Here is a 6,305-nt window from a genome sequence, read left to right as displayed (position 1 = left end):
GAGGCATCCTGGACTATCTGTTACGACCAAGAGATTCACAGCATCGTTCAACTCCAAGGGGACTCCCGTTATAGTCGTGTTAAGCAGCGTCTGGCACTGCCAGTAAGACTTAGCGGGAGGGGAATTTGAGACTGGATATTTTGCGTTTATTGATAATTTTTATTAGTATAAAGACATATTAATGCACTTAAAAGTGCCGGTTTGCGCGCAAGGTGAAAAGCCTCTGCTAGGAGCATAGACCAAAATACAAGTAAGCTCAATGATTTGACTCAGAGTGTAGAGGCTATTTGGCTTAGCCAGTAAGGATTAATCTTCTTAGGAATCTATCGCTATAATCCCGTGATTTAGCGACGACAGTAGTCAATACTAATGACCAATCAAAAAGCAGCCTGTCCTCAGGGACAAGCTGCTTCAAGGCTTTATGCTAGCAAAGCAATGATGGCACTAGATCATGACACTACATCATGCCCATGCCGCCCATGCCGCCCATGCCACCCATGCCGCCCATGCCGCCCATGCCGCCCATGTCGGGAGCAGGAGCAGCAGATTTAGGTTCAGGTTTCTCTACCACCAGGGCTTCTGTGGTCAAGACCATACCAGCGATAGACGCAGCATTCTGTAGGGATGAGCGTACTACCTTAGCAGGGTCAATAATACCTGCAACAATCAAGTCTTCAATTGTGTCAGTAGCAGCATTATAGCCAACGTTACCAGTACTCTCCCGTACTTTCTCTACAATGACGGAACCTTCAACACCAGCATTATCCGCCATCTGAGCCAGGGGAGCTTCTAATGACTTGGCTACAATCCTTCCACCAACTTTCTCTTCTTCCTCTAGGTCGTTTGTCAGTGCAGGAATTTTTTCTATTAAGCGAATCAAGGTTGTACCACCACCAGGAACAATCCCTTCATCTACCGCAGCTTTAGTAGCGTTGAGGGCATCTTCAATCCGCAGCTTGCGGTCTTTGAGTTCTGTTTCAGTAGCCGCACCAACCTTAATGACTGCTACACCACCGGCCAGTTTAGCAATCCGTTCTTGCAGTTTCTCCTTATCGTATTCAGAGTCAGTTTCTGCTAGCTGGCGGCGGATTTGCTCAACTCGCTTTTCTACATCTGCCTTAGTTTGACCACCAGCTACTATGGTAGTAGTGTCTTTGTCAATGCTAACTTTGGTAGCATTTCCCAGCATATCTAGGGAGACAGTATCCAGGCTCAAACCAACGTCTTCGGATATTACCTGACCACCGGTCAAAACTGCAATATCCTGTAACATTTGCTTGCGGCGATCGCCAAATCCCGGTGCCTTGACCGCAGCGGCATTCAACACACCCCTGGCCTTATTCACCACCAGAGTTGCCAAGGCTTCTCCATCTAGATCTTCGGAAATAATCAGCAAGGGTTTGCTGTCACGAGCCACTTTTTCCAGAATCGGTACCAAATCCTGGATAACACTAATCTTTTTATCGGTAATCAGGATGTAGGGGTTTTCAAATTCCACTGTCATCCGTTCGTTATCGGTCACGAAGTAAGGGGAAATATAACCGCGATCGATCTGCATCCCTTCCACTACCTCTAATTCGGTGGAGAGGGATTTGGATTCTTCAACGGTGATCACACCATCTTTGGTGACCTTTTCCATGGCTTGGGCAATCATGTCACCCACTTCTTGATCGTTACCAGCGGAGACTGTAGCAACTTGAGCGATCCCAGTTCCCTGAACCGGCTGTGCCATGGCCTCAATCTCTTTGACCAGCTCGGCAACAGTTTTCTCGATTCCTCGGCGCACAGCTACAGGATTTGCCCCAGCTGCCACATTCTTAAGACCTTCCCGAATCATGGCCTGAGCCAGAATGGTAGCTGTGGTAGTGCCATCCCCAGCAACGTCTTTAGTCTTGGATGCGACTTCTTGAATCAGTCTAGCGCCAGTATTTTCTAATGGGTCTTCCAGTTCAATATCTTTGGCAACGGTAATACCATCATTGACAATCTGGGGTGCCCCATACTGTTTTTCCAGAAGCACATTACGACCTTTTGGACCAAGGGTAATACGTACAGCATCAGCTAAGGCATTGACCCCCCGCTCCAATGAGCGTCTGGATTCTTCGTCAAACGAAACGATTTTTGCCATTGGTTATTTGAACTTGCTTTGTGTCTCCATTAGCAAATTTAGCACTCTTACACGAAGAGTGCTAATTCGTCTGACAATTTTCAACTTTCCGGAAGTTGAAACACAGACCTGCCGGGGGGTTCAAGCCATAACCATACCACCATCGACATTAAACACTTGTCCAGTGATATAGGCAGCAGCTAGATCAGCTGCCAAAAACCTCACCATCCCAGCTACTTCTTCTGGCTTACCGTAACGACCTAGAGGAATCTGCTCGATAATGGCTTCTGACTTAAGGTCACTGGTCATATCAGTGTCAATAAAACCGGGAGCTACGGCATTGACTGTAATGCCACGACTAGCAAACTCTTTGGCAACGGTTTTGGTCAAGGCAATCACACCAGCCTTGGCAGCACTGTAATTGGCTTGACCAGAGTTTCCCATCTGTCCTGACACTGAAGCAATATTGATAATCCGACCAGACTTTTGCTTTAGCATCAGTTTGCTCACTGCTTTGATACATAAAAATACTCCAGTCAGGTTCAGATCAATTACTGCCTGCCAATCTGAGGGTTTCATGCGCAATAACAAGTTGTCGCGGGTAATCCCAGCATTATTCACTAGCACGTCTATACGACCAAACTTTTCGAGAGTCCCTTTAACTAGGGCATCGACTTGTTCAGCTTGAGACACATCAGCCTGAAGTGCTAAGGCTTCACCCCCAGCATCAATGATAGCCCCTACGACCTGATCAGCTGCATTACTGGAACTGGCGTAGTTGACTACAACCTTTGCCCCTGACCCAGCTAAGGCCAGGGCCACAGCTCGACCAATTCCTCGCGAGGCACCGGTCACGATGGCAATGCGATCGCTTAATTGTTGCGAAGATGGTTGCCCAGATGTCTGTAATGTTTCCATAAACCTTGAATTGTTTTCTATCCTGCCTGATCTTGTGCTGTGGGCAGGACAGGTTTCCTCCAAAGTTAACTTTACCGGAATCTTTAGCTTAGTCCAGCTCCAATCATTTTGGACTAGAATCGAGCAGAAGGACTAGGAAAGGTTTCTTGCTCATGGCCGTTAAAAAGCAGTTCAAAACGTTCCAAGAATTATTATCTGGCTCAGATGTGCCGGTGTTGGTAGATTTCTATGCCACTTGGTGTGGGCCATGTCAGATGATGGCTCCTATCCTAGAACAGGTCAATGCTGAGCTGAAAGATCGTTTGAAAGTTGTAAAAATTGATACAGAAAAATACCCCCAGCTAGCTTCCCAGTATCAGATTGAGGCGTTACCAACCTTGGTACTGTTTAAAAACGGTCAGCCTCAACAACGGATAGAGGGGCTCAGACCAGCGGAAGACCTGATTCAACAATTACAAGCTTTGATTTAAGATCATTTGGGGTGAAATTGTCCTTGATACCCAGACTGAGATGATCAGCTGATCGCTGATCGCTGATCGCTGATCGCTTACCGACCTTGCCCTTTGACCTTTTTTACCAGGGTTATGGAATTAGCCCCCGTGATTTATCTGGGATTTATCCGGGGGATATCAGTCTGTTAGATCAAAAAAACCTAGCTAGGAAGATGGGGCTTCATCCTCAGAAGAATCCGAAGAGGAATCTGATTCTTCTGGGGCAGATGGGGTGGAATCGCTGCTAGGTGTCGCTGATTTTTCTTCTTTCTCTTTAGCACGCTCCTCCCGCTTTTTGCGATCAGCTTGAATGGCATCTTCTATCACTACCCGAGCCTGTGCCATTTTTTCCAGGTTGCTGCGGTACAACTCCAAGTCTTTTTGTAGCTTTTCCGAAGGAAGGTTTAATCCACTGCTAATGTTGTTAATTACTTCTTCGAGCTGCTTTTGGTCTTGAGCTAACTCCGAGTCCGTCTGCTCTAGTAGTGAAAATAAACCAATGGCAAACAATCTGCTGTACTTAAACTGAGAATTTTGTGCGATCGCAGCTATAGTGGTTGCCAAATCCCCACTCCCATTTTCAGAGGTTGGGGAACTTAACCAGGAGATCAAATCTTGCCCAGACATAGAATCTACGCTGGTTTTGAGCCGTTGGGCATCTTCCTGGTACTGCTGAGCTTCACCTCCGACTGCTTGACACAGAGCATTAAAAATTGATTCTTTATCATTTTCCGGTTGATAGCTCTGCATAAACCGGTCAAAGCATGTCACCACACCTAAGCCATAGATGGGGTCGTAGTTAAAATCCACATTAACCGACAGCAAATGCATCTCTACCATCAACTCTTCTACTACACGTCGGTAAATAGAGTTAATGGGACGAGTGTGATAGGTGTAGAAATCCCGTTTAGTATCCGAGACTGTGCGAACAGTATTCACAAGGCAGATCAGAATTGAAGCTTTATATTATTTTTATTATCTCCCATGAAGCACCTACCACCAAATCCAAGATGATGGTGGGGGTTTCCAGTTTCATCCGCTGATGCCAGATTGGTCTTAATCAACGTCCGGAGGTTTTGCTCTGTCGCACTTACTCCCGCAGTAGGATTTCAATGCTTTGTTCCCCTACTACCCTGGCCGCAACCCGCCTCCCGCAGGTCCTTTGATTTATTGGACTTCAACTTGCTGTGGACTTATTTTTACAAAGCTCAGCCAAGTTATTTTCCCGAGCTGCCGCTAGTAGCATTCAAGCCCTTTTCGTCGGTCGGGTCAATCAGCACCTTTGCTATTTTAACACGCTCTGATCACACATCTGTGCTAAAAGATTGACCGAAGCCAAACCAAGCTTAATCTCAAACCTAATGGGTCGCAGATGTCTATTCAGGTGACGATACTACTGGATAAACCATCTAAGGCTTCTTCCTCCGTTTCAAAAATTTCAAACACCGTGTCCATCATAGTGACTTCAAACACCAGCTTGGCGTCTGGATGAACAGAACAAATGCGAAAGCTGCCCTTAATTTTGTCAGCATCTCGCATGCCAGCCACTAAGGATGTCAAACCCGAACTATCAATAAAGTCAACCTGACTCAGATTAACCACTACATGCCTGCGCAGTTGGGAAATACACTCTTGCAATTTCAGACGAAAAGGCCAAGCTGTAGTGATGTCCAAGCGTCCAATCGGTTTCAAAACAATCACATTTGTACCATCTTCAGTAGTATGAGTTTTCTGATCGATATGAACCATCAGCACCTCCTACAAAAAAGCTCATCAAAGTTACTTATCATTCAGCAAAACTATAATAATAACCATCCTGGCCATGGACACATTGAATGTAGTGATGTAATTACACATGGTTTTGTGTTTACTCCCGTTGAGGCTAAAGTGTGCCTCCCTCGGCTATCAAGGCTTGTGCATGCTCCTTGTCGCAGCTACCGCTGATTGAAACCTTCCCAAATCTACTTATAAAGATTTGAGAGTGCGTCCCAAACGATTAGGACTATTGCCACCTGTAGTCCCTGACTGCTTCCCACCCGACTGGAAAAGCTCTGAAATTATTGTTAATTCATAGACCCTGACTAACAAAATTAAGCGGGGAAGACTTTTCTTAAAGCAAGCCCTCTGTGATTGGGATCATGGAGGTTCTCACTGCAAGCTAGTTTAGCTTACAGTGATTGGTGAAATGTCAGGGAGCGTATCCAAATTTTTGCACAAATCTGGTCATAAGACCTGAAGATTAAGGGAATAATGGGGATGAATCCTGGATTTCTATTCTATGTTCCCCCAGCTATCAGCTATCAGCTATCAGCTATCAGCTATCAGCTATCAGCTATCAGCTATCAGCTATCAGCTATCAGCTATCAGCTATCAGCTATCAGCTATCAGCTTATGTGCTACGCACACGCGATCGCGTTCAGCTATCAGCTATCAGTCATTGGCCGTAGGCCACGCTAATTGAGGTGCTATCACCTTTTGAATCAAACCGGTAAGCATTGGTTTAATCTCTATTACGTCAGCTGAATGCTGATATCTGACTGCTGATAGCTGATAGCTGATAGTAAAACGACCAGGGAATTTCAACCAGCCCTACCAGCACCCCCGATGCTTATTTACTACCTACCGTTGATTAGCTGACGGCTGATAGCTGACTGCTGATACCTGACTGCTGATACCTGACTGCTGATACCTGACTGCTGTTCGCGTTCGCGGAGCGTGGCCAAAGGCCAAGCGTGCCCGTAGTGCATAAGCTGACGGCTGATACCTGACTGCTGATACCTGACTGCTGA

The 6,305-nt window shown here is 46.1% G+C and carries 6 protein-coding genes; 2 read left to right on the top strand and 4 right to left on the bottom strand.

Annotated elements, in window-relative coordinates:
- Positions 1-457: 457 nt before the first annotated feature.
- Positions 458-2,128, bottom strand: coding sequence for a chaperonin GroEL (groL, locus tag F6K20_RS20220; protein WP_008178217.1), 1,671 nt, complete (start codon positions 2,126-2,128; stop codon positions 458-460).
- A gap of 120 nt (positions 2,129-2,248) precedes the next feature.
- On the bottom strand, positions 2,249-3,025 hold the full coding sequence (fabG, locus tag F6K20_RS20215; RefSeq protein ID WP_008178219.1) for a 3-oxoacyl-[acyl-carrier-protein] reductase: 777 nt from the start codon (positions 3,023-3,025) through the stop codon (positions 2,249-2,251).
- A 152-nt stretch (positions 3,026-3,177) separates the two neighbouring features.
- Between fabG and trxA the strand changes: the two genes are divergently transcribed.
- The gene (trxA, locus tag F6K20_RS20210) at positions 3,178-3,495 is read left to right on the top strand and encodes a thioredoxin (RefSeq protein ID WP_008178221.1); all 318 of its coding nucleotides are present in this window, start codon (positions 3,178-3,180) and stop codon (positions 3,493-3,495) included.
- 186 nt (positions 3,496-3,681) lie between these two features.
- Here trxA and psb29 read toward each other — a convergent pair whose 3' ends face one another.
- Positions 3,682-4,455, bottom strand: coding sequence for a photosystem II biogenesis protein Psp29 (gene psb29 / locus F6K20_RS20205; RefSeq protein WP_008178223.1), 774 nt, complete (start codon positions 4,453-4,455; stop codon positions 3,682-3,684).
- A gap of 441 nt (positions 4,456-4,896) precedes the next feature.
- Positions 4,897-5,265, bottom strand: coding sequence for an STAS domain-containing protein (locus F6K20_RS20200; protein WP_008178225.1), 369 nt, complete (start codon positions 5,263-5,265; stop codon positions 4,897-4,899).
- A gap of 507 nt (positions 5,266-5,772) precedes the next feature.
- Between F6K20_RS20200 and F6K20_RS20195 the strand changes: the two genes are divergently transcribed.
- Entirely contained in the window at positions 5,773-5,973 is a 201-nt protein-coding gene (locus F6K20_RS20195; protein ID WP_044491923.1) for a hypothetical protein, read from the top strand.
- Positions 5,974-6,305 lie beyond the last annotated feature (332 nt).

It is taken from the genome of Moorena sp. SIO2C4, assembly GCF_010672485.1.
In the GTDB taxonomy this organism is placed as follows: domain Bacteria; phylum Cyanobacteriota; class Cyanobacteriia; order Cyanobacteriales; family Coleofasciculaceae; genus Moorena; species Moorena producens.
This window is presented reverse-complemented; position numbering and strand designations above follow the sequence as displayed.

Bases quoted from the DNA above. Each gene is read 5' to 3' on its own strand.
- F6K20_RS20195 (WP_044491923.1), top strand. From the start codon at position 5,773: ATGAATCCTGGATTTCTATTCTATGTTCCCCCAGCTATCAGCTATCAG.
- trxA (WP_008178221.1), top strand. From the start codon at position 3,178: ATGGCCGTTAAAAAGCAGTTCAAAACGTTCCAAGAATTATTATCTGGC.
- F6K20_RS20200 (WP_008178225.1), bottom strand. From the start codon at position 5,265: ATGGTTCATATCGATCAGAAAACTCATACTACTGAAGATGGTACAAAT.
- groL (WP_008178217.1), bottom strand. From the start codon at position 2,128: ATGGCAAAAATCGTTTCGTTTGACGAAGAATCCAGACGCTCATTGGAG.
- fabG (WP_008178219.1), bottom strand. From the start codon at position 3,025: ATGGAAACATTACAGACATCTGGGCAACCATCTTCGCAACAATTAAGC.